Origin of the sequence: Saccharibacillus alkalitolerans (genome assembly GCF_011090185.1) — a bacterium.
GTDB classification, from domain to species: domain Bacteria; phylum Bacillota; class Bacilli; order Paenibacillales; family Paenibacillaceae; genus Saccharibacillus; species Saccharibacillus alkalitolerans.
In genome coordinates this window covers 185,591-206,068 of sequence record NZ_JAAFGS010000006.1, presented here as the reverse complement: position 1 = coordinate 206,068, position 20,478 = coordinate 185,591, and the positions used below count along the sequence as shown (strand labels likewise).

At 56.3% G+C, this 20,478-nt stretch carries 19 protein-coding genes; 7 read left to right on the top strand and 12 right to left on the bottom strand.

Going from position 1 to position 20,478, the window contains the following annotated elements; genetic code table 11:
• Positions 1–2: 2 nt before the first annotated feature.
• The 3 genes from GYN08_RS17385 to GYN08_RS17375 form a co-directional block, all read right to left on the bottom strand.
• Positions 3–884 (bottom strand): carbohydrate ABC transporter permease, encoded by an 882-nt coding sequence (locus GYN08_RS17385; protein ID WP_206023804.1) that lies wholly within the window; start codon positions 882–884, stop codon positions 3–5.
• Positions 885–981: 97 nt separating this feature from the next.
• Positions 982–1,875 (bottom strand): carbohydrate ABC transporter permease, encoded by an 894-nt coding sequence (locus tag GYN08_RS17380; protein WP_166276784.1) that lies wholly within the window; start codon positions 1,873–1,875, stop codon positions 982–984.
• Positions 1,876–1,955: 80 nt separating this feature from the next.
• Positions 1,956–3,299: an extracellular solute-binding protein gene (locus GYN08_RS17375; RefSeq protein WP_166276937.1), complete on the bottom strand. Its 1,344-nt coding sequence runs from the start codon at positions 3,297–3,299 to the stop codon at positions 1,956–1,958.
• Between the two features lie 357 nt (positions 3,300–3,656).
• Here GYN08_RS17375 and GYN08_RS17370 point away from each other — a divergent pair, with 357 nt between their 5' ends.
• Both GYN08_RS17370 and GYN08_RS17365 read left to right on the top strand, forming a co-directional pair.
• Positions 3,657–4,991, top strand: coding sequence for an APC family permease (locus GYN08_RS17370; RefSeq protein ID WP_206023803.1), 1,335 nt, complete (start codon positions 3,657–3,659; stop codon positions 4,989–4,991).
• A 244-nt stretch (positions 4,992–5,235) separates the two neighbouring features.
• A complete protein-coding gene (locus GYN08_RS17365) occupies positions 5,236–5,865 on the top strand; it encodes a YfbR-like 5'-deoxynucleotidase (protein ID WP_166276778.1) in 630 nt (209 codons plus the stop codon).
• A 203-nt stretch (positions 5,866–6,068) separates the two neighbouring features.
• Here the strand turns inward: GYN08_RS17365 and GYN08_RS17360 are convergent, their stop codons facing one another.
• Together GYN08_RS17360 and GYN08_RS17355 are read right to left on the bottom strand one after the other, a co-directional pair.
• A complete protein-coding gene (locus tag GYN08_RS17360; RefSeq protein WP_166276775.1) occupies positions 6,069–6,803 on the bottom strand; it encodes an MORN repeat-containing protein in 735 nt (244 codons plus the stop codon).
• Positions 6,804–6,950: 147 nt separating this feature from the next.
• On the bottom strand, positions 6,951–7,760 hold the full coding sequence (locus tag GYN08_RS17355; RefSeq protein ID WP_166276772.1) for an alpha/beta fold hydrolase: 810 nt from the start codon (positions 7,758–7,760) through the stop codon (positions 6,951–6,953).
• A gap of 264 nt (positions 7,761–8,024) precedes the next feature.
• Between GYN08_RS17355 and GYN08_RS17350 the strand changes: the two genes are divergently transcribed.
• Positions 8,025–8,780 (top strand): TerC family protein, encoded by a 756-nt coding sequence (locus tag GYN08_RS17350; protein ID WP_166276770.1) that lies wholly within the window; start codon positions 8,025–8,027, stop codon positions 8,778–8,780.
• 182 nt (positions 8,781–8,962) lie between these two features.
• On the opposite strand, the gene GYN08_RS17345 is transcribed toward GYN08_RS17350, so the two are convergent.
• The 5 genes from GYN08_RS17345 to GYN08_RS17325 all read right to left on the bottom strand — a co-directional run bounded on the left by GYN08_RS17345 (position 8,963) and on the right by GYN08_RS17325 (position 14,023).
• Positions 8,963–9,520 carry an NADPH-dependent FMN reductase gene (locus GYN08_RS17345; protein WP_166276767.1) on the bottom strand — a complete coding sequence of 186 codons (558 nt, stop codon included), beginning with the start codon at positions 9,518–9,520 and terminating at the stop codon, positions 8,963–8,965.
• Between the two features lie 280 nt (positions 9,521–9,800).
• Complete coding sequence (locus GYN08_RS17340) at positions 9,801–11,468, bottom strand: methyl-accepting chemotaxis protein (RefSeq protein ID WP_166276764.1); 1,668 nt, start codon at positions 11,466–11,468, stop codon at positions 9,801–9,803.
• 22 nt (positions 11,469–11,490) lie between these two features.
• Positions 11,491–12,498 carry a BMP family lipoprotein gene (locus tag GYN08_RS17335; RefSeq protein WP_166276761.1) on the bottom strand — a complete coding sequence of 336 codons (1,008 nt, stop codon included), beginning with the start codon at positions 12,496–12,498 and terminating at the stop codon, positions 11,491–11,493.
• Between the two features lie 328 nt (positions 12,499–12,826).
• Positions 12,827–13,084, bottom strand: a complete 258-nt coding sequence (locus tag GYN08_RS17330; RefSeq protein WP_166276198.1) for a hypothetical protein — start codon at positions 13,082–13,084, stop codon at positions 12,827–12,829.
• Between the two features lie 246 nt (positions 13,085–13,330).
• Entirely contained in the window at positions 13,331–14,023 is a 693-nt protein-coding gene (locus GYN08_RS17325) for a TetR/AcrR family transcriptional regulator (RefSeq protein WP_166276758.1), read from the bottom strand.
• 175 nt (positions 14,024–14,198) lie between these two features.
• Here GYN08_RS17325 and GYN08_RS17320 point away from each other — a divergent pair, with 175 nt between their 5' ends.
• Positions 14,199–15,551, top strand: a complete 1,353-nt coding sequence (locus tag GYN08_RS17320) for an MATE family efflux transporter (RefSeq protein WP_166276755.1) — start codon at positions 14,199–14,201, stop codon at positions 15,549–15,551.
• Between the two features lie 112 nt (positions 15,552–15,663).
• Here GYN08_RS17320 and GYN08_RS17315 read toward each other — a convergent pair whose 3' ends face one another.
• The gene (locus tag GYN08_RS17315) at positions 15,664–16,398 is read right to left on the bottom strand and encodes an MORN repeat-containing protein (RefSeq protein WP_166276752.1); all 735 of its coding nucleotides are present in this window, start codon (positions 16,396–16,398) and stop codon (positions 15,664–15,666) included.
• Between the two features lie 238 nt (positions 16,399–16,636).
• Between GYN08_RS17315 and GYN08_RS17310 the strand changes: the two genes are divergently transcribed.
• Positions 16,637–17,488, top strand: coding sequence for a carbonic anhydrase (locus GYN08_RS17310; RefSeq protein ID WP_166276749.1), 852 nt, complete (start codon positions 16,637–16,639; stop codon positions 17,486–17,488).
• 181 nt (positions 17,489–17,669) lie between these two features.
• On the opposite strand, the gene GYN08_RS17305 is transcribed toward GYN08_RS17310, so the two are convergent.
• Positions 17,670–18,638 carry a formylglycine-generating enzyme family protein gene (locus GYN08_RS17305; RefSeq protein ID WP_166276747.1) on the bottom strand — a complete coding sequence of 323 codons (969 nt, stop codon included), beginning with the start codon at positions 18,636–18,638 and terminating at the stop codon, positions 17,670–17,672.
• A 167-nt stretch (positions 18,639–18,805) separates the two neighbouring features.
• Here GYN08_RS17305 and GYN08_RS17300 point away from each other — a divergent pair, with 167 nt between their 5' ends.
• Positions 18,806–19,471 (top strand): hypothetical protein, encoded by a 666-nt coding sequence (locus tag GYN08_RS17300; protein WP_166276744.1) that lies wholly within the window; start codon positions 18,806–18,808, stop codon positions 19,469–19,471.
• A 207-nt stretch (positions 19,472–19,678) separates the two neighbouring features.
• Positions 19,679–20,452 carry an acetoin reductase gene (locus tag GYN08_RS17295; protein WP_166276741.1) on the top strand — a complete coding sequence of 258 codons (774 nt, stop codon included), beginning with the start codon at positions 19,679–19,681 and terminating at the stop codon, positions 20,450–20,452.
• The last annotated feature ends 26 nt before the right edge of the window (positions 20,453–20,478 follow it).

The window sequence follows — 20,478 nt, the reverse complement described above, 5'->3', positions numbered from 1 at the left end:
TCTTAACCCTTAACCGCGCCCGCCACCATGCCTTTGGTAATTTTTTCTGCCAGCAGGAAATAGACGACGATGACCGGCAGGGCAGCAAGTACGAGGAAAGCCCCGATTGCTCCGTAATTGACCGAATACTGGCTGACGAAGCTGTATACGCCGAACGGCAGCGTCTTCAGCCGTTCCGACGAAATGAACGTCGCGGCCAGGATATATTCGTTCCAGACATTGATGAAAGTCAGGATGCAGACGGTCATCATCGGCGGGATCGAGACCGGCAGAATGACGCTGCGGAAGATGCGGAACGGGCCTGCTCCGTCCATGATGGCGGACTCTTCGATCTCGTGCGGAATGGTTCGCAGGAATCCGCTGAGGATGAAGACGGCGATCGGCATCTGGAACGCCATGTACGGCAGGATCAGCGCCAAGTGGGTGTTCAGAATGTGAATGTTTTTGAAGATGATCATCAGCGGAAGCAGCGTGCCCTGCATCGGAATCATCATGCCGAGCAGGAACAGAAGCATCACGAGCTGGCCGTACTTCCAGCGGAATCGGGCAATGGCGAACGCCGCCAGCGACGATAACAGAATGACCCCCGCCATCGTCGTGACGGTCACGAACAAGCTGTTGCCGAGATAGCGGAAATAGCTGCCGCCCTCGACGGCTCCCTCGTAGTTGTTCCACTGCCATTGGGCCGGCAGGGCGAAGAAGCTGCCCGAGAGGATCTCCTCGTTCGTTTTGAGCGAATAGATCAGCAGCCACAGCAGCGGATACAGCTGCGTGACGAGGAGGAGTCCGAAGAAGAGATAAGCGATCAAGGCTTTCGGTGAAATGCGCCGGCTGCGGACTTTGAGCGCGGGCTTCGAACCCGCGGAACTGGCGAATTGACTCATGGGCGGAGCCCCCTTTCCTGGATTAATGGGAGAATCGAAAGCAGGCGGATGCGAATCGTCTCCGGCGCACGACGCTCGGCAGACGGCGCGAATCCGTTCAGTTGTACCGCTTTTCCAACCGGGTAAACAGCAGATTGATCAGAACGGTCGCGATCAGGCACATCGTGATCAGCACGTTCGCGATCGCGCTGCCGTATCCGTATTTCATCGTGATGAACGACATATTGTACATATGGCTCGCCAGCACTTCGGTCGCGTGCGCCGGCCCTCCGCCCGTCATAACCATGATCAGATCGAATGACTGGAGCGAGCCGATAAACGACAGGACGATCGAAATCTTGAGAATCGGCAGAACCATCGGCAGCGTAATGTAACGATCCGCCTTGAAGCCGTCGGCTCCGTCGATCTTGGCGGCCTCGTAGATTTCGCTCGGAATGTTCTGAATGCCCGTAAACTGAATCAGGATATGATAGCCGAGATACTGCCACAGCGAGACGAGAATAATCGCGTAGATCGCGATCTTCGGCTCGGTCAGCCAGGAGTGGGTCCACGATTCCAGCCCGAGGCTTGTCAGGATCCCGTTGATCATGCCGCCCATCGAAGCGGGATTGTAGATCGTTTTCCACAGCTGTCCGATGATGGCGACGGACAGGATGACCGGCAGGAAGTAGCTGGACACCAGGAAGTTCGGCCGCCGCACGAATCGGGTGATCAGAATGGCGACCAGCAGCGCGACCGGCACCTGCACCAGCATCGAGAATCCGGCCAGCGTAAACGTCCGGCGCACGGAAGGCCAGAATACCGAATCGTTCGTAAACATTTTGACGTAGTTATCGAGCCCGATAAAAGTCGATTTGCCGATGCCGTTCCAATCCAGCAGGCCGCTGTACAGCGAGACGAGGATCGGGACGAAGACGAGACCGACATACACGATCAGACACGGCAGAATGAATGCCGCGATCGTCCAGCGGGATACTTTTAACACATTCACGCGAAAGCCGCCTCCTTAAGCGGGGCCGACGAAGAGAAGGGGACCGCCGGTCCCCTTCTGTGTCCGTCAGGCTTGCCGTTTTACTTGTTGTCTTCGTAAGCGGCCTGCAGTTCTTTGGCTACCGCCGCCGCGTCTTTCTTCTCTACGAACAGGCTCTGCGTACCCGACAGGTGAGCCTGCGTCGTGCCCGGGTTCATCGTGTTGTCGAACGCCAGGTCGCCGCCTTTGACTTTTTTGAACAGGTCCAGCACGTTCATGGCCATGTCGGAATAACCGGCGGCTTTGAAGTCGCCTTCCACGTTCTGGGCGATGCCGACCGCGCCTTTGACTTCGAACGCTTCTTTAGGGAAGTTCAGCATGAAGTAATTGAGGAAGTCTTTCGTTTCTTCCAGGTGCTTGCTGTTTTTCGAGATCGCGAACGCGCTGCCCGGAGCCAGCATGAACTCGTCCGGATTGCCTTTGCCGCCTACGGTAGGGAACTGGAAGACGCCGACGTTGCCGTCTTTGCTCACTTCGGCCGTCTCGATGCCGCCCGTTGCCCAGCTGCCCATGTAGTACATGGCCGCCGTGCCCGTCTTGAACAGGTTCTCGCCGGAGTTATAGTCGAACGAAGTCGCGCCGTCCTGGAAAGCGCCCGCGTCGACCAGCTGCTGGAACGCCTCGATCGCTTCGACGTAAGCCGGATCTTCGAACGTCTTTTTGCCGTCCAGCACGTCCTGCAGGAAGCCCGGGCCGCCGTTCGTTCTGAGCAGAATGTTCATGAACAGGAACGAGCCCGTCCAGCTGTCCTTTTCGCCGATGACCATCGGTTGGATGCCTTTGGATTTCAGCGTCTTGACGGCTTCGATCATTTCCTCGAACGTCTTCGGCACTTCCACCCCGCCCTGCTCCATCAGCTTCTTGTTGTAGTACACGACGCCGATGTTGTTGCCGTCCGGCAGCGCGTACAGATTGCCGTCGAACGTATAGTAATCGAGGATGCCCGATTGGAACGTGTCTTTCAGTCCGTTTTCTTCCACCATGTCGTTAAGCGGCGCGAAGAGGTCGGCGTCGACGAACGGCTGCATTTGGGCGGCCGGGTTGACGACCGTGATGTCCGGCACTTCTTTCGAAGCGGCCTGCGTTTTCAGCTTAAGCTTCTGCTGGTCGGTATTCAGCGAATCCAGCTCGATCGTGACGTTCGGATGTTCGCTTTCGTACTGCTCGACGATCTTCTTCAGCATTTGATTCTTCGGGTCGCTGGCGTCCGGATAAATGTTTTGGAACGTGATCGTGACGTTTTCCGCCGAAGCGCCGTCTCCGCCGCCGGCCGCCGGTTCGGAAGCTCCTCCTCCGCTGGCGTTAGTCGAATTCGATCCTCCGCCTCCGCAGGCGCTAAGGCTGATCGCCAGCACCCCGGTCATTGCCATGCCGAACCATTTCATTTTTCTCTTTGTCACGGTATTTCCTCCCCTTGGTTCATGGTTTGAATAACCTTGCCTCGTTATTATGGCTTTTTGTGTAAACGCATACAATGGAAATTATTCAGGGGTGATGTTTGTTTTTTCGAGATCGCCCTTTCGAATCGTTTCGTCCAAAACTTACAAAACAAGTCATATTCATGCCCGGAGAAAAATGATAAAATAACCCGGTTGGCCTGCTGCCGGTTTTCGAACCGCCGCATGCCGCTCCCGGATGTTCGCTTCTTCGGCCGGAAAGGCCCGCTCCGAAAGCGGCCCCCGACTCCGCTGGGCGGCGAAGCCGTATCCGTTTATTCGCAATCGAAAGGAAACGTGAATCCCTTGTCCAACCGTCAAACTCCCTCTTCTTCCGAATTAAAAAAGTCGATAACGTTCCTTGAAGCGATGGCGATCGTCGTCGGCATGATTATCGGTTCGGGTATTTTCTTGAAGCCGGGCATCGTGCTGGCCAACGCGGGCTCTCCCTGGCTGAGCATTCTGGCCTGGGTGGCCGGCGGCATCATTACGCTCGCTTCCGCCCTCTCCGTCGCGGAGATCGCCGCGGCCATTCCGAGAGCCGGCGGCCTGTATGCCTATCTCGAAGAACTGTACGGCGAGACCGTCGGTTTTCTGCTCGGCTGGGTGCAGGCGGTCATTTCATATCCCGCTTCCGTCGCGGCGCTGGCTATCGCGTTCGCTTCGTATTCGGGGTATTTTCTGCCGATGAACGGCATGCAGCAGAAGATGCTCGCCGTCGGCATTCTGCTCTTCATCCTGCTCATGAACGTGATTTCGACCAAATACGGCGGCTTTATCCAACTGCTGGCAACGGCGGGCAAGCTGGTTCCGGTCGTAGGCATTGTGGCGTTCGGGCTGCTGGCCGGCAGCCAGCCGGGCTTTGCCGGCGTGACCGGCCTGTCGGCCGGCGCGGCAGGCTTCGGCGCGGCTATCCTCGGTACGCTGTGGGCTTACGACGGCTGGATCGGCGTGACCAATATGGCCGGCGAAATGAAAAATCCGGCCAAGACGCTGCCCAAAGTCATTCTGATCGGCGTATCGTTCGTCATCGTCGTATACGTCCTGTTCAACCTCGCGATTTTCCGGGCGCTGCCGTTCGAGCAGATCGTCTCGTCGCCGACTCCCGGCGCCGATGCGGCCGAAGCGCTGCTCGGCGGCGGAGGCGGCGCGTTTATCACCGCGGGCATCATCGTCTCCGTATTGGGCGCGCTGAACGGCTATCTGATGACCGCAGCGCGCGTGCCTCAAGCCATGGGCGAACGCGGCATCGCGCCGTTCTCGGGCTTCCTGCGGCAGATTCATCCCCGGTTCGGCACCCCCGCGAACGCCCTCATTTTCCAAACGGCTCTGGCGGCGGTGTACATCTTCTCGGGCACGTTCAACACGCTGACCGACCTGCTCGTGTTCGTGCTCTGGATTTTCTTCACGGCGGGCGTGTTCGGCGTCTTCATCCTGCGCCGCAAAGTCGCTTCGGCGGCGGGCCGGTACCGGGTCCCCCTCTATCCGATCACGCCGATTGTCGGCATCGCGGGCGGGCTTTATATTTTGGTCAGCACGCTGCTGGACAGCCCCGTCCGCTCGCTGATCGGCATCGGCATTACGCTGGCGGGACTGCCGGTATTTTATTTGATGAAGAAACGCAGCGGCCGTGCCTCATGAGTTTGTCCCTGACGAAGCCGCGGTAAAAAGATTCGGCGAGTCCTGGAATACCCCTTAACGTTCCCTGAAGGCTGTTCGGCTTTCGGAGAGCGTAAGGGGTTCTTTTTTCAAAAAAGACCGCATTCGCGTCATCTTTGACCGCCGCTTGACCGTCCGTTGACTTTCCCCGAACATGACATGCCTATACTGAAGGTGCCCTACTCTAACTATTCAAATCAAGACATTCGCGAAAGAAGGAAAAGACATGGGAATTCACCGCTATTTCCGCTCGCTCGACGGGCTGGAACGCATCATCCGCTGTCCGGGCAAATTCAAGTTCGAAGAACACAGCGTGGCCGCGCACTCCTGGAAAGTGGTCCAGTACGCCAAGACGCTCGCCGATATCGAAGAAAAACACGGCGCCGTAATCGACTGGAAAAAGCTTTACGAAATTACGAGCAGCCATGATTACGGAGAAATTTTTATCGGGGATATCAAGACGCCGGTCAAGCATTCGTCGCCGGAGCTGCGCCAGCTGATCCAGCAGGTCGAAGAAGGCATGATCGCGCATTTTATTGAAGAAAATATTCCGGAAGAGTTCAAGCCGACTTTCCGCAGACAGCTGCGCGAGGGCAAGGACGAATCGCTCGAAGGGCTTATTCTCGAAGTCGCGGACAAGATGGATCAGGTCTACGAAGCGTTCGCCGAACTGCAAAAAGGCAATACGGAAAAGGAATTCGTGGCGATGTACCGCAATGCGCTCGTCAAGATCAAGCGAATCAAGCTGAACTGCGTCGATTACTTCCTGGAACATATTCTGCCGGAAATGATCAATGAAGAAACGCTGTCGCCGGTCGATCTCAAACTCATTACGAAGGAAGCGCTGGCCCAATAAGGCGCCTGGCGCGGTACCCGGCTTTGGCCGGGGGCCCAACGCGAATATACGGCAGCAAGAAGCATTCCCGGACATGGTCCAGGAATTTTTTTGTTTTTAAGGACTTTTTCGAGCTGTCCGCGCACGGCAAAAAGCCGTTCTTCGCGCGCAAGCGTCGAAAAACGGCTTCAAACGGAGACCCTTCCGGGCATCGCATCCTTCGTTCACTTCAAAGTCAGACGCTCGGACAGTGCCCTGAACCGCCATAGAATAGGCGTAACTTCGTCCGTGACGCCCCGCAAATATTTCAGCGAAGCGAGACGGGCCTTCTCCTCGGCGTCCGTGCTGCCCTGAAACAGCGAATAGCTCCTGCTGATCGAGCCTTTTCGGTACCGGACGTCGAACAGCGTGCCTGTCTTCCAATCCGAAACCAGACTGACGTTGCTGCCCAAAATATCGAGCCGGTAATTTTTCGCGCGGTAAGAGAAGCTGTAATCCGGGTCCGCCATCGCATGAACGACCTTGTAGCCCCGATTCAGTTCATTCGCTCGGAACACGCCGACTTCGATGCCGTCCGAGAACGGACTGCCGTCCGCTTCCTTCACCTGTTCGGTTCGGGTGCCGCTGCCGTTCATGGCGTCTCCGCTCCATGACCCTTGATAGACGACCCGGTGCTGACGCTGCGTGCCGCCGTCGACGTACGCGTTGACGTATTTGCCTCTGCCGCTGCGCTTTCCGTAGGCGAAGCTTCCGGAATAATACTTGTCGTCTCCCCATCTGATCGTGCCCTGCCCGTTCGGCTGCCCGTTCGCCACTTCGCCGTAATACGTCGCGCGGGACGAGAGCTGCAGCCACTGCTTGGCCGAAGCGGCTTCCGCCGAAGGCGATCCTTCTCCCGCCGGAACGGCCGCGCCGAGAGGCAGCGCCAACGCCAAGAGCAGCGCGAGTTTCTTTTTCATGTGCGGAACATTCCTTTCTTCAAGCAGGCCGGCGTTTCTTGACAAAACGAGCCGCCCGCCGAGGCTTTTCGCTTGACTCTTCCCCTTATATCGGCTGCGCGACGCTTAAAATTCACGACGTCGCACACATTCGTTCCTCCGGCTCCCTCAACGCCTTGCAGCCGAAGATTTCAGCGCGCTTATGGCAATCGCCGAAAATTCGAGCGGCTGTTCCAAATGCGGATAATGACCGCAGCCTTCCATCCGGATCAGCGAGGAATGCATGATTTGATTGTGCAAATAGCGGCCCGCCTTCCGGTTGAACGCCGCATCCCACTCGCCCTCCACGATCAGCACGGGACACTCGATCTCCCGCAGCCGTTTGCGCGCAAGCGGAAGCAGCGGGCGCTGCATGCTCAGGCGCGAGCGGTAGTGCACGCCGTTCGCGAGATACATCTCCTTCAGCCGCGCGCGGGCTCTCCGGTCGCGGGGAACGGCATATCTCCAATAACGGCTTCGCACGAACGCTGCCGCTCCGCGCTCGATTCCTTCCCTCCTGACCCGCCAGACGTCGCGAACCCTTTCCGTCATGAGGCGAAGCGGAGGAAGCATGCCGTTCAGGGAAGGCGCGATCAGGATAAGCTGCTCGACATATTCGGGGTAAGCGAGCGCGAAATCAAGCGCGACGGCCCCGCCGCTGCAGGAGCCGATGATCGAAGCGCGGCGCAGGCCGAAGTAATCGAGGATCGCTTTCAAGTCCAGATAGTGGGAAAACGCATGTTTGACCGCGTCGCTTCTGCCGTATCCCCGCTGATCGTAGCGGATCACCGTAAAGCTGCGGGACAGCAGCTCGACGTGTTCGTCCCATACGCCGAGATTGCAGTATGCGCCGTGCAGAAGAATAAGCGGGCTGCCCTGTCCCTGCACCGATACGTTAAAATTTGTGCTGCCGATCGTGTGGATGGCCGTTCGCTTCATGAAATGATCTGCCCCTTCCTCCGCCTGTTCATTGTCTTTCTACCCGTTACCCGTCCCTGCTTACCTGCGAATCGAATCTCCCTCTTCCATTCTTCCGCAATTATGCTAAACTTGCACTTGTACGCTTTGACGGAAAAGGAGTTTAAAGCTCTGCGCGACAGTCGATTTTTTTCGGAAACGGGTTGAAACGCGGCGCCTCTTCGTTCGTAATACAAAGGTGCAAGTGTAATTACCAACATATAACCAGGAAAGGGTTGTAAAAGAATGGAAATGGGCTACAGCCATCTGTTCGAAATGAGCACCTTCCTCGAAGCGTTCGCGACGCCTGCGGGATGGGGATTCATCTTGTCGCTGATCGTAATCGAAGGTTTGTTGTCGGCGGATAACGCGCTCGTTCTTGCCGCGATCGTCAACAAGCTGCCGGAGAAACAGAGAAGAAAAGCGCTGCTTTACGGGTTGTGGGGAGCCTATATTTTCCGGATTATCGCGATCGGGGTCGGCATTTACCTCGTTCAGATCGCCTGGGTCAAATATATCGGCGCCGCCTACCTGCTCTGGATCGCCATCAAGCATTTCTGGGATAAGGCAAGGAGCGGAGGAGACGACGACGAAGAAGGCGAAGAAGAGTCTTCGCTGCAGAAACTGCTGGCCAAGACCGGACTGAGCCTGTTCGTCCGTACGATCATCACGGTCGAACTGATGGACATCGCGTTCTCCATCGACTCGATTCTCGCCGCGTTCGCCATCTCGCCGAACCCGTGGATCTTGATCGCCGGCGGCCTCCTGGGCATCCTGATGATGCGTCTGGTCGCGACGGTCATCCTTAAGCTCATGGAGAAGATTCCGGAGCTCGAAAATGCGGCTTTTGTTCTGATCTTTATCATCGGCGTCAAAATGATTCTCAGTACGGCCGAAGTTTATGAGATGAGCCATGGCATGTTCTTCGTTATTTTGGTCGCCGTTTTTGCGATTACTTTCCTGATCAACCGGATCCGCGTGCGCAAAAACGCCGCACAGTAAGAAACGGCTTATAAGGCAAATACGCAGCATCGTTAAAAAGGTCCGCTTTCCCCTTAGGGAAGCGGACCTTTTTTCGTATGGCGGAAACGGTCGAACAAAAGCCCGATCCGCTGACGGACCGGGCTTTTGCTAACAGAGGGGAAAACCGGGTCATGCTTGCATAGGAACCTTACAGCACCGTCTTACAATACCTCCGCCGGAACGCGCAGCGTCTTAAGCGCTCCGCTCCAGGCCAGCACTTGATCGAGCATGCCGTTCAAGTTGATCAGGTGCAGATCGGCCGGTTTGAACGTCGCGCCGTTCTCGAAGTCGGTGAACAGCGACAGCGCCGGATGAACGCGGACGTCGGCGACGGACAGCTCGCCCAGAATGCCGCGCAGGTGCTCGGCCGCGCGGGCTCCGCCCACCGAACCGTAGCTGACGATGCCGGCCGCCTTGTTGTTCCAGGCTTCGCGGGCGTAATCCAGCGCGTTTTTGAGCGAGGCCGAGATGCTGTGGTTGTATTCCTGCACGATGAAGACGAATCCGTCGAGCTCCGCCAGCTTCGCGTTCCAGGCGGTCGCCTGCTCCGTCGCGTCGGCTTCGCCGAGCAGCGGCAGCTTATAGTCCGCGATATCGACGATCTGATAGTTCGCGTCTCCGCGCTCGTCGGCGATGCGCTTGACCCATTCGCCCACCTGCGGGCTCAGGCGGCCTTCGCGCGTGCTTCCCAGAATGATACCGATGTTCAACTTTTCCATGATTGATTCCTCCAATAGTTTTCGATTTGGGCAGATCGGAAAACGAGTCGGCGGATTTGATTCGCATATCGCATTCCTTTTCTCTTTAAGTTTATTTTTTAAGTTAACTAACTTTTTGTTATGAATAAATCATAGCACAGCTTTTTACGGGGCGCAACAGCTTTTACTTACTTTTTTATAGAAAATGTTTTTACACATAAAAGCCCGATCCCTTCTCCGTGAGAGAGGGACCGGGCTTTCTGGATTGATGAGCGGGTATCGAATACGAACCGGCCGAACGTTACGCGTCGAGACGGAAGCGCGACAGTTCCCGCTGCATTTCCTCGCGGACCTGCAGCAGTTCCTTGACCTTGCCTCCGATTTCTTCGAACGCGCGCTTCTGCTCGTCCGTCGAAGCCGTAATCTCTTCGCTGCCCGCCGCGGACTGCTCGGTCACGGCGCTGATGCTCTCGATCGCCTGCTGAACCTGCACGCTCAAGCGGCGCGATTCTTCCATGTCCTGCGACAGTTTGCCTACGCTGCCCGCGATCTGGCGAACCTGCGCGCTGATCGCGGCGAACGATTCTTCCGTGACCGCCGAAGCTTCTTCCTGCTTGCGGAACAAATCGAGGCTTTGTTCGACCGAGCCTTTGACGCGGATCATCGCCTGGGAGATTTCCTCGACCGTCGCAAAAATTTCTCGCGCGGCGGAATCCGACTGATCCGCGAGCTTGTTCACTTCGCCCGCGACGACGGCAAAGCCTTTGCCCGCTTCTCCCGCACGCGCCGCTTCGATCGAAGCGTTAAGCGAGAGCAGCGTCGTCTGCTTGGCGATCTGCGCGACCTGCTGCGTCATCGTGGCGATCCGGCTCGCGCTGGATTCCAGTTCGCCGACCGTCTGCTCCACTTCCGACATCGCGGAGCGGTTGACGCTCGTGATGCGCAGCTGCTCGCGCATGACGGATTCGCCGTGCTCGACGAAACGAAGCGCTTCTTCCGTAGCCGAAGAAGACTCGGTCGTTTCGGCCAGGTTTACTTCGAAGTTGCGCTGCATGCCGTCGACTGTCTCGACCGTGTCGCCGAGATCTTCCGCGATGCGCTGGCTGCCGATCGCCAGTTCTTCGGTCGAAGTCGCGACCTGGGAGACGATTTCCTGCATTTTGTCGTTCTGGCCGTCCAGCTCGCCGGCGACGCGGTCCAGCACAAGGCCGCTCTCCTCGATCGAACGCACGATGCCCCGAAGGTTATCGACCATGACTCCGAAAGCGTTGTTCAGCTCGTCCAGCTCGTCGCGTCCCTTGGACTTTTCGAGTTGGAGACTGAGGTCGCCGTCCGCAATGCGCACGGCCGCATCCTTCATGGTGCGGGCACGACGGGCAAGCCTGCGCGCGAAGTTTGCGTTGAACCATCCCAGCGCGAGCAGCAGAAGAAGCGCTCCCGCCAAAGCGATCTGCCAGGTCAGAGTGATGCCGGCCGTCAAGTCGGCCGTGTACTGGTCATAGCGTTCTTTGGTCAGGATATCGAGGCGGTAGGCGTCGTTCTGAATGCCCTGAATACGCGCCGCCTGGCGCTTCGCTTCCGGGCTGTCCTGCTTTTCGAGCGCTTGCAGCGATCCTTCGGACAGTTCGGTGAACTTGGTCTGGATAGAAGACAGCCATCCGCGCTGTTCTTCCGAATCCAGACTCGTGTTTTCGTTGTTCGTCAGCAGGGCCAGCGTCGCCTTGACGGTCTCGATTTGTCCCGTCACGTCCGCTTTGTTGCTTTCGGTCATCGAGAACGAATAACCGTCCAGCGATTGGCTCAGTCCGCCCAGATCGGCGTTCAACTGCTGTACGTTCAGCATGTCCGGAACCAGCGTCTGGTTCTGCGAATTGATATGAAGCAGTTGGAAAATGATATAGCCGACCAGCGCCAGCGAAGCCGCCAGCGAGATCATGGCGTTAAGGAGCAGTTTGCCCTGTAGTTTCATAACCTTTTACCTCCGTCCGGTTTTAGGGAAGCTGAATGGTAATCTTGCCCGAGATCAGGTCCTGGGTCAGCTCGTCGATCCGCTTCTGCTGCTCCGGCGTCAAATTCACGACACGGATCGGAGCGAGCCCCACGCCTTCTTCCTTCAACCCGAACACCATATCTTTCTGAGGAAACTTGCCGCCGTTCTCGTTGAACGTTTTGACTGCGCTGTAAATGGCATTGTCCACGTTTTTGACCATGGAGGTAACGACTGCCTTTTCGGCGATAAAGAATTGATCCGTATCGACGCCGATTGCGTACTTGCCCTCTTTTTCCGCTTCCTGCAGCGCCCCTACGCCGGTAAGCCCGGCAGCCGCGTAGACGACGTCGATGTCGTCATTTTGCATCATCGAACCTGCAATCGAAGCGCCCAGATCCGCTTTGCCGAAATCGCCGGCATAAGTCGTTTTGACGTCAGCTTGAGGATTGGCCGCCTTCACGCCCTGCTCGTAGCCGGCCTCGAACTTTTTCAGCAGATCCGATTCGACGCCGCCGAGGAAGCCGACGTGATTGCTTTTCGTCGTCAGGCCTGCTACGGCTCCCGCCAGATAGCTTCCTTCTTCTTCTTTGAAGGTGATGGAAGCGACGTTCGGCAGCTCCGACGTGTCGTCGACGATCAGAAACTGTTTGTCGGGGTATTCTTTGGCGATCTTCTCCAGACTTTCTTTGACCATGTATCCGAGGCCGATGACCAGATCGTTGTCCCCGTCGACCAGCTGTTTGAACGCTTCGTCGTAAGTGCCGGCCTGCTTCATTTCCCGATAATCGAACAATACGCCGTCCGTATCGCGAGCCTTGGCCAGTCCGCGGAATGCCGCGTCGCTGTAAGACTGGTCTCCAAGACCTACATCGGACAGCACGACTCCGACTTCCGGACGCTCTTCGGCACCCGCCGTCGGCGACTGCTGCGAACCGCATGCCGCCAGAAGCAGCAGCGAAGACAATGCGGGAATCCAAATCAGCCGTTTCGTCTTTTTGCCTTTTTGCATGTTTTACCCCCTACTTTTATCTAAACATCCTTTATCTTTATCGCCGGATTTACGTCCGGTTGTTAGAGCAAAAGTACGATTTTGTTCGATGTGTCTGCGTTACGGCGGCCAATCGGGACCGAAAACGTTTAATGTCGCTTTTTTGAAGCAAAAACGGAATTCTTTTCCACTCGGTAGACCCTACGACAATTCGACATTTTTCATTTTGAGCACGAGCCCGATTTCGCGGACGCCAAAAAGCCGCCCGTCTTCGCGCAACGCGAAGTTCGGGCGGCTTTTGCCATGTTTTCTTTGTCGATTGTACTCTGCGCAGCGCCATCTGGCGATCCTAGACGTTTCCGACCGCGGTCCGACGTTCGGATGCTTCCGCCGTCTCGGCGGATTCGGGCTCTTCCTGACGCTTGATGACTTCTTCGTTCTTGACGCCGTTCAATTCTTGTTCGTTCTGATGAAGCTCCTTGAGCATGTTCCGGTAAATATGGGCTTCCTGACGGTTCAGTCCGTCGCGATTCTCTTTCAAAATCCAGTGCTCGACCGTTTTCTTCAGAATTTCGCTTTTACGTTCCAATACTTCCGTATAACTCAATTGTCTTCATCCTTTCTCGCTGCTTGGTTTCCGACGCCGGGAGCGTTCACGGTACGCCTTCATGGTTCAAAGCCGCGTTTGATGTGACACCCGACGTAACGTTTACCATTATACGGGAAAGAATCTTTTCGCCCAACGAGGGTCAGGCAGGCTCAGACTGGCTGGGCTTCTCTGTGCAGGGTACACGAGAACTCACCCGACCGGTTCGCAAAAGTCCGGCCGGATGCTCGATTTTGCTGGTCTATGCTAGACTTCACTCTGTGCTTCCTGCTCCTCGATCACCTGTTCGATGCCGAGCAGAATCAGTTTCACCCCGAAATCGAACGCTTTGTCGGTCCCCATCAGCTCGAACAGACCGTTTTTGAACAATTTCCGGAACAGCCCCGCGTCTTCCTCGCTCATGCCGTCCAGCAGTTCGCTCATTTCCCCGTAAGGCACCGTTTCCTTTTCCTGTACCAGAGCGGATACCGCACGCTGATGCTGCTCGTTGTCCAATACGAAATGGAACACGTAATTGGTCAGCGTCAGAATCGCTTGAAACCGCTGTTCCGGCGCAAGCGGCGTCGGCTCCAAGCAGAGCAGCATCCGGTTCGTAAGCCGAATGTTGTCGGGCTCATGCGGCAGCGTCATCATCATGAGCTGCGTCGCGCAGGGATAACGTTCCAGCACGTTTCTCATCGCCGCCGCAAGCTCCGCAAGCTGCTGCCGCCAGTCCCCTTCGGCACGAAATTCTTCCGTAATCTTTTTCGCGATACGCCCGGCCAGACGCTGATAGAGGTCCTGCTTGCTCTTGAAATGCCAGTACAGGGACGGAGCCTGAATGCCCAGGCGATCCGCCAGCTTTCTCATGCTGAACTTCTCGATCTCTCCTTCTTTTAAAAGTTCCCAGGACGCTTCCACAATTCGATCTTCGGAAATTTGCGGCTGCTGCTTTTTCATCGGTATCCTTCCTTTTCGCGCGCTTTTATCGCATTTTCATCTAACGGTGTAAGTTTGTGCTTTACAGACCTTTCCTACCATGATATCATCTAACACTGTAAGGCACAAACTAACACTGTTAGTCTAAAGTCGGAAAGCCGATTCCTCCAAACCAAACGAGAAAGCTGGGATATCCATGGACGCCGAAAACCTCCACTATTTCGAAAAAGCGCCAATCTCCAAAGCCGTCGCTCATTTTGCCGTACCCATGATGCTGGGCATGGCGATGAGCGTCATCTACTCCATTTTGAACGCCTATTTCCTCGGCACGCTGCATAACACGCCGATGCTGACCGCGCTTGCGCTGACCCTGCCGCTGTATGCGATCATTATGGCGCTGGGCAGCCTGATGGGCATGGGCAGCGGCACCTTTATCTCGCGTCTGCTCGGGGAGAAGAAGTACGACGACGTCAAGCACGTGTCCGCTTTCGCCTTTTACGGCAGCCTGCTGCTCGGCCTGATCGTTATGGCGGTCGGTCTTCCGCTGATCGATCCGATCGTGCGCGCCCTGGGGGCGACGTCCGACTCGTTCGGCTTCACGAAAGATTATGTGCTCGTCATGCTGATCGGCTCGCCCTTTGTCGTCTTGTTTTTCACGCTGGAAAACCTCGTACGCTCGGAAGGGGCGGCCATGACTTCGATGATCGGCATGATTCTCAGCGTAACCGTCAACATCGCGCTCGACGCGCTGGTCATCTTCGTTTTCCATTGGAGCGTCATCGGAGTCGCGTCCGCCACGGTCGTCTCCAACCTGGTCGCGAGCCTCTTCTATGCGTTCCATATCGGGGCCAAAAGCCGATTTTTGACCGTCTCCGTCAAGTGGTTCAAGGCGACAAAAGAGATTTTGAGCAACGTGTTCAAGATCGGCGTCCCCGTATTCGTGATGAGCGTTTTTTTGGGAGCCATGTCGCTGATCCTGAACCATTTTCTGATCGAGTACGGGGACCGGGCCGCGGCGGCTTACGGCCTTTCTTCCCGCCTGCTGCAGTTTCCCGAGTTTATTCTGATGGGGCTCTCCGAAGGGGTCGTCCCGCTGATCGCCTTCTCCTTCACCGCGAATCGGCTGCGCATGAAACGCACGATCGGATTTACCGTTAAAACGATCGCGGTGCTGGCCGCGGCCTTCGGGGTAATCGTGTACCTGACCTCGGATAACCTGATCGGCCTGTTCACGAACGACCCGCGGCTGATCGAAATGGGCAGCTATATCCTGAACGTCACGTTCTTGTCCCTGTTCATCTCCGGAGCGACCGCCTTATTCACGGGAATCTTCCAGGCTACCGGGCAGGGCACCGCCGCATTCGTCATGTCCGTCATTCAGGGCGTTACGCTGATTCCGGTGCTGTATATCGCCAACCATCTGCACGGGTTCCACGGGGTGGTCTGGTCGCTCGTTATCGCGGACGCCGTCGCCTTTGCCGTGGGCGGGATCATGCTTATCGCCCTCAGAGGCAAGCTGCAGCCGGACCTGGAAAATCTCGTGCACTGAACGAAGCTCGGCCCGGCACGCCAAAAAGCAGGATCGGAAAATTCCGATCCTGCTTTTTTTAAAAGGTCGACGTCGGAATGCCTGCGTTCGGCTGCGGGCGTCCGTTACCCTTTTACTTCAGCGGCACCTGCTTCGACAGCTTCTCGAACTGCTGCAGATGCGGCGCGACCTGTCCCGCGATCCCGCGCAGATATTTAAGCGATGCCTGGCGCTGCTTCTCCGCGCTCGCCGAATCTTCCGGGAAAATGGAGTAATTGCGGGAAACGGAGCCTTTTTGATACGTCACGTTGAACAGGCCTCCGCTTTTCCAGAGCGAAACGAGATTCTCGTTGTACCCAAGCACGTTCAGGAGCAGCCCCTGTCCCCGGTAAGTAAAGCTGTACTCCGGATCGGCTTCGGCGTGCACGACTTCGTAACCTGAAGCAAGCACGTTATTTTTAAACGTCCCCGCCTGGATTTCGTTCGACACGACTCGTCCGCCCGCTTCCGAGCGTTTGTCCGTCAAAGTGCCTTTGCCGTTCATCCGATCTCCGCTCCAGGCGCCGTTATATACGGTTTTGTGCCGGTAGCCCGAGCTTGCGTCCGTATATTCGTTTATATATTTGCCGGTTCCAGAGCGCTTCCCGTCCGCGAATGTGCCCGAATAACTCTTGCCGCCGGGCCACTTGATCGTGCCGCGTCCGTCCGGCAGGCCGTTCTCGACCTGTCCGTAGTACGTCGCTCCGCCGGCCAGCTTCAGCGCCTGCTTGGCGTCCGCCGCTTGAGCCGTAGGACTCCCCCAGGCCGCCGCACCGCTTAAAGTGAGCGCAATCGTTAGAATAGCGGGAAAAACAGAACGTTTTTTCATGAGTAAAATCTCCTTTGTCCATTCGTATTTTCGCTGTATGCCAGCGGTCGTATTCACATAGACGAGGCCCCGCATCGTTTTCACTCACTTTTTCAAAATTTTCTTTTTCCATATGAAGCAAACAAAAGTTTATTCGCCGTTTAGTTTTGTGTGATCGGTCACGGCTATTATGGTCCTTGAACGGATAAGATGAATTCTGCTACCCCATTTCCATCACACAGAGAAAGAAGGAGAAACCATGACACGCAAAATTCCAGGATTGACCGCGGCTCTTGCCGTCATGTTCGCTTTGACGGCATGCGGGCAAAATACCGCATCCACCCCCGATTCCAACGCTTCGGCTCCGGCCGAAACGGCCGCTCCCGCGCCGGCTGCCGCGGAGACCTCCCACTCCGACGCTCCCCACTGGTCGTATGAAGGCGAGGCCGGACCTGAACATTGGGGAGAACTGGAAAGCGAGTTCGCCACCTGCGAGACCGGCAAATCCCAATCGCCTATCAACATCGACCATACCAAAATCGTGCGCTCGGGCGAGATCAAGCCGATCGAACCGCATTACGGCAAGCTGACTGACGCGACCGTCATCAACAACGGCCATACGATCCAGGTCAACGTGACCGGCGAAGATAACTATGTCATGCTGGACGGCCAGAAATACACCCTGCTGCAGTTCCACTTCCATCACCCGAGCGAACACCAGATCGACGGCAAAAACGCGGAAATGGAACTCCATTTTGTCCACCAGAACGACAAAGGCGAAAAAGCCGTCGTCGGCGTACTGATCAATCCGGGCAAAGCCAATGCCGTATTCGCCGATCTCTGGAAACATCTGCCCGAAAAAGCGAGCGAAGAAGCGGTGCCGCTGGCTTCGCCGATCGACCTGTCCGTTCTGCTGCCTCAGGATCTGCATTCCGTGCATTACGACGGCTCGCTCACGACGCCTCCCTGCACCGAGCATGTGAATTGGAACGTGCTCGAACAGCCGATCGAACTGTCCCAGGAACAAATCGACCTTTTCGCCAAACTGTTCCCGGATAACCATCGGCCGGTGCAGGAATTGGGAGACCGGACGCTCAGCGAAGGCGAATAACCGGACGGCGCTTAAGCGGCGCGTCAGGTTCCTTTTAAGTACGGGAAAGCCGAGTCGGACAGTCTGAAATCAAAGTTATGGCTTGAAAAAGCCCGCGCCGAAGCGCGGGCTTTTCGAGTTTCGCTGCAGTTCCGCCGGGTTTAACCCGGGCACGGATATGCCGGATCGCGGCGCGTTCGACTTACAGCCGCACGATCCGCCGCGCATGCAGCAGGTCAAGCCATTCGCCCCACTCCTGTTCGTCCTCGTACGGATCGCGGTAAAACGCGGACAAGGACAGCCTCGGCCAGACGTCGTCGGACTGCTCCAGCCATTCCCGGTTGCCGTGTCCGCCTTTGCCCGTCCACTCTTCCCCGCCTTTGCCGTCCCATTCTTCGTCCGTGCGGACCAATTCCTTATCCACGCAGTCCGCGCGGAAGTGAAGGCCGAACCCGTTGGTCCAACCGGAATGATGCGAGGCCGGAGCCTCTTCGCCGGCGCTCAGGCTGTTTCCCCACGGAAAGAGCGTCCGGCGGCCGCCTCCGTACATATATTCCCATTCGTCTTCGGTCGGCAGATCGAAGCCTTCCTGCAGCGCCGACCCCGCCCATTCTTCGAAATCGTCGGTTTCATTCGACAGGCAAACTTCAATTCCCTCGTTTTTTCGCTCGAAGCGATAGGAACGTTCGTAGTATCGGGGCTGCCCTTCTTCGGCGCGAAACGCTTCGAGCTGCTCCAGCAGTTCGGCATAGCGGCCGCGATCAAGCTGTCCGGGCTCGACGACATCCCAGCCCGCATATCGGGCACGGCGTTCGACCAGCATCGGTCCGATGTCCGCGGTGCGCTCCGGCGACAGAATGTGTCGCAGCCGCTCTTCTTCGCCCCGAAAATCGGCCTCGATCGGCGAAGAACCCGACGAACCTCCCTCGCCTTCGGCCGCCGCGTCCGTCCAATCCGCCCAGCCGAGAACCGCCCGGTCGCCCGGCACGAATACAAACTCGCAGCCTTCATATTCGAACAGGCCCGTTTCCGTTTGCCGCCCCGCGGCTTCGAACGTCTCGATTCCTTTGAAAACAAAGCCTTTCGGAAGACTGCCGGACAGTCCCTGAAGCTTTTCCTGCTTGCGAGCCCGGTTCAGCCGGCTCCATTCGTCTCGATTCCATGCTTTCATTTTTATGTACCTCCAAGATCGCCCGCTTTTCCGAGCTGTTTGCCAACCTTTTTAATTTTACCGAGAGATTTTTTTGAATTCAAATTTTTGTATAATAAGAGAATATGGAAAAGCAAGGAACTCCTCCTGCTTTTCCAAGCCTAATTTATAACGAAAAGAGGGATCTGATGTTGAAAGCCGGAAAACGAATAGCAGGATGCGTTCTTGCGCTTGCCCTGCTGGGCCCGCTCGTTTCTATCCAAAATGCGGAAGCGGCAGCGGACAACCGTCAGCCGATCTACAAAGCTCAGGCCGACTTCCTCAAGACCAACAAAATGAAAAAAGAACATATCGGCCAGTCCTACCGCTATGACATCAACAACGACGGCACGAACGAAATCATCATAACGGGTTGGAACCGGGAAATGATCGAATCCGTTTCCGCCATCGGGGTGTATTCCGCTCAAGGTAAACCGATGTTCAACCGGCGCCTGAGCGACGGCATGGGCGGGGACTATTGGCTGGTGCAGACGCGGCGCATACATAACCCTACCTACAAGAACGTATTGGCGGCCGAGTATGTCGGGGGGGCGGTCGGCGGTTCGCGGGCTCAAGTATTCGTTTGGAAAAACGATAAACTCGTTCCGGTGCTGACGACGGAAAGATCGGAGACCGCTCTCGTTTTCAAAGACTTAAACGGCGATAAGAGCGAAGAAATCATCGGAAAAACGCCTTTCGGCGGCAAGCCCTATGAGGGGAGCTACCACCACGCGCCGATGCATAAATTCATTTATAAGTGGAACAAATCCGCGAAAGCGTACGATTATCGCTTATATTTGAACGAAAAGCGCTAGGAAGCCCCGTATACGTTTCCTTCGCGTTTTCTACCTTCAGTGCAGCAGAATTGTCGTTCGACTCAGTTCACCAACTCTTACCCATATTGTCACTAAATCGTACGGTTCGAAACGATTCAATTCTGTCACTATTGGTTGTCTTGACAACGTCTTGAGTAAGGTTCACGATAATAAAGGTAGATTCATTATTTTTGGGGAGGTAATATCATGTCGAAAGTAGCAGTCGTAACGGGTTCGGCGGGCGGTCTGGGCAAAGGAATCGCGCAGCGTCTGGCGAAAGACGGATTCAAGGTCGTGCTCCACGATATCAATGAAGACCTGCTGCAGTCCGCGTTGAAAGAGTTCGAAGCAGACGGTTATGACGTTTTGGCCGTGGCCGGAGACGTGTCCAAGCGCGAAGATCAGTTCAATCTGGTCGCCAAAACGGTGGAAAAGTTCGGGCGCCTGGACGTATTCGTGAACAACGCGGGCATCGACGCGGTATCGCCGTTTATGGAAATCGACGAACGTCAGCTGAACAAACTGTTCTCCATCAACGTCAACGGTCTGGTGTTCGGAACCCAGGCGGCAGCGGAACAATTCATCAAGCAGGGCTCCAAAGGCAAGGTTATCAACGCCTGCAGTATCGCCGGACACGAAGCCTACGAAATGTTAAGCACCTACTCGGCGACCAAACACGCGGTCAAAGCGTTTACTCATGCCGCAGCCAAAGAGCTCGCGAAGCATCAAATCACGGTGAACGCTTACTGCCCGGGCGTCGCCAAAACCCAAATGTGGGACCGGATCGACGAAGAGATGGTCAAGTACGACGACAACCTGCAGCCGGGCGAAGCTTTCGAAAAATTCTCCAGCGCCATCGCCCTCGGCCGCTATCAAACGCCGGAAGACGTCGCCAATCTGGTGTCCTTCCTGGCCTCGGACGATGCGGATTACATTACCGGCCAGGCGATCCTGACGGACGGCGGACTGGTCTATCGCTAAGCGCTGGAACCCGCTCAGGCAGCGGT

Bases quoted from the DNA above. Each gene is read 5' to 3' on its own strand.
- GYN08_RS17310 (WP_166276749.1), top strand. From the start codon at position 16,637: ATGACACGCAAAATTCCAGGATTGACCGCGGCTCTTGCCGTCATGTTC.
- GYN08_RS17350 (WP_166276770.1), top strand. From the start codon at position 8,025: ATGGAAATGGGCTACAGCCATCTGTTCGAAATGAGCACCTTCCTCGAA.
- GYN08_RS17345 (WP_166276767.1), bottom strand. From the start codon at position 9,520: ATGGAAAAGTTGAACATCGGTATCATTCTGGGAAGCACGCGCGAAGGC.
- GYN08_RS17375 (WP_166276937.1), bottom strand. From the start codon at position 3,299: ATGAAATGGTTCGGCATGGCAATGACCGGGGTGCTGGCGATCAGCCTT.
- GYN08_RS17305 (WP_166276747.1), bottom strand. From the start codon at position 18,638: ATGAAAGCATGGAATCGAGACGAATGGAGCCGGCTGAACCGGGCTCGC.
- GYN08_RS17340 (WP_166276764.1), bottom strand. From the start codon at position 11,468: ATGAAACTACAGGGCAAACTGCTCCTTAACGCCATGATCTCGCTGGCG.
- GYN08_RS17385 (WP_206023804.1), bottom strand. From the start codon at position 884: ATGAGTCAATTCGCCAGTTCCGCGGGTTCGAAGCCCGCGCTCAAAGTC.
- GYN08_RS17355 (WP_166276772.1), bottom strand. From the start codon at position 7,760: ATGAAGCGAACGGCCATCCACACGATCGGCAGCACAAATTTTAACGTA.
- GYN08_RS17295 (WP_166276741.1), top strand. From the start codon at position 19,679: ATGTCGAAAGTAGCAGTCGTAACGGGTTCGGCGGGCGGTCTGGGCAAA.
- GYN08_RS17300 (WP_166276744.1), top strand. From the start codon at position 18,806: ATGTTGAAAGCCGGAAAACGAATAGCAGGATGCGTTCTTGCGCTTGCC.
- GYN08_RS17335 (WP_166276761.1), bottom strand. From the start codon at position 12,498: ATGCAAAAAGGCAAAAAGACGAAACGGCTGATTTGGATTCCCGCATTG.
- GYN08_RS17365 (WP_166276778.1), top strand. From the start codon at position 5,236: ATGGGAATTCACCGCTATTTCCGCTCGCTCGACGGGCTGGAACGCATC.
- GYN08_RS17315 (WP_166276752.1), bottom strand. From the start codon at position 16,398: ATGAAAAAACGTTCTGTTTTTCCCGCTATTCTAACGATTGCGCTCACT.
- GYN08_RS17320 (WP_166276755.1), top strand. From the start codon at position 14,199: ATGGACGCCGAAAACCTCCACTATTTCGAAAAAGCGCCAATCTCCAAA.
- GYN08_RS17325 (WP_166276758.1), bottom strand. From the start codon at position 14,023: ATGAAAAAGCAGCAGCCGCAAATTTCCGAAGATCGAATTGTGGAAGCG.
- GYN08_RS17360 (WP_166276775.1), bottom strand. From the start codon at position 6,803: ATGAAAAAGAAACTCGCGCTGCTCTTGGCGTTGGCGCTGCCTCTCGGC.